Annotated in this window: 2 protein-coding genes; one reads left to right on the forward strand and one right to left on the reverse strand. The window is 66.2% G+C overall.

Annotated elements, in window-relative coordinates; genetic code table 11:
* Positions 1-396, reverse strand: a 396-nt coding sequence (locus tag QZX79_RS17165; protein ID WP_294570231.1) for an MFS transporter, incomplete at its 3' end; no start/stop codon positions are given.
* Between the two features lie 160 nt (positions 397-556).
* Between QZX79_RS17165 and QZX79_RS17170 the strand changes: the two genes are divergently transcribed.
* The coding region (locus tag QZX79_RS17170) for an amidohydrolase family protein (protein WP_294570234.1) at positions 557-1,559 on the forward strand (1,003 nt) is incomplete at its 3' end.

Raw genomic sequence — 1,559 nt, forward strand, 5'->3', positions numbered from 1 at the left:
GCCCGCGGAGAAGCCCTGCAGGAGACGTGCGACGACCAACAGGATCGGGGCGAGGACGCCTACCTGGGAGTAGGTCGGGAGCACCCCGATCATGAGCGTTGAGACGCCCATCAGGATCACGGCCGCGGCGAGCGTGGTCCTGCGGCCGATCCTGTCCCCGAAAGACCCGAACACGAAGGCGCCCAAAGGCCGCATGAAGAAGGCTACCGCGAAGACCGCGAACGTCGCGAGCAGCGACGCCACCCGGTTCTCCGAAGGAAAGAACTGCGTGGCTATGATGGTAGCGAAATAGCCATAGACCGCGAAGTCGTACCACTCGATAAAGTTGCCTATTGCTCCGGCGGTTACCGCCTTCCTGGCGGCTTCCGGCGTGCTTACTTGCGCGCTCGCTTCCACGGGTACTCCTCCCTTAGGTCTCCCAACATGCCCTTGCATACTCTACGGCAATCGTGCGTTTCGATACACATGTCATGCCGGCCCCTTGCCGGGCGCGACTGAGCCGGTGTTGTGCAACAATCCTCGGGCGATGGCCGCGGATCGACGGGGAGGGGACGCGATGAAGACGCTTGTGCGCGGCGCGGGGGTTATCGATGGTACCGGCTCGGGCTACCGGTCCGGCACTGCGCTGCTTCTGGAGGGGGATCGCCTGGTTGCCGTAGGGGCGGAGGGCGAGCTTCGCGGCCACGCGGACGACGTGCTCGACCTCGGGGGCGCCACGCTCCTGCCCGGCTTTGTGGACGCGCACACCCACATCACGGTGCGTCCCGGCGAGGGAGATCAGCACGGCCAGTTGCGGTCGCCACCGGTGCGACAGGCGCTCCGGGGCGTCGAGAACATGAGAAGAGTGCTTCATTCCGGCGTCACCACGATCCGGGTGATGGGAGAGATCGCAGGGATCGACTTCGAGTTCAAGCGGGCGGTGAACCAGGGAGATTTGCCCGGGCCGCGCATGCTCGTCGCCGGCAAAGCCCTCAGCGCCACGCACGGCCACGGCGCTGCGCTTGGCGTGGCGGATGGACCCGAAGGCTTGCGCATCGCCGTCCGCGAGAACCTGAGGGACGGCGCGGACCACATCAAGATCTTCGCCACCGGGGGTGTCTCCAACCCCGAGGCGGCTATCGACGCGCACCACTACTCGCGGGAGGAGATCCGAGCCACGGTCGAGGAGGCGCACCGGGCGGGTGCCACGGTGGCGGCCCACGCCCACGGCGGAGAGGGGGTCGACATTTGCGTCGACGAGGGCGTGGACTCGATAGAGCACGGTGGCCTCCTGACAAGCCGGAACATCGAGGCAATTTTCGCCCGAGGCACCCGGCTCGTGTTGACGAACTCCATCACTTTCCATCCTTCCGGGATAGAGGCCGGTGATGCCGGCAACGCCGAGATCGTCGAGAGGGTAAGAAGGGTGCGGGAAACCATCGAGGGCACCTTCTTGGAGATCCGCGCGGCGGGCCTGCGCTTCGCCCTCGGCACAGACTCCATGCACGGCCTTTTCGGATACGAGATCGAGTGGCTCGTCGAGCGCGGCGTCGAGCCCGAAGAGGCCGTAGTAGCGGCGA

This window comes from uncultured Arthrobacter sp., from assembly GCF_902805515.1.
In the GTDB taxonomy this organism is placed as follows: domain Bacteria; phylum Actinomycetota; class Actinomycetes; order Actinomycetales; family Micrococcaceae; genus Arthrobacter_D.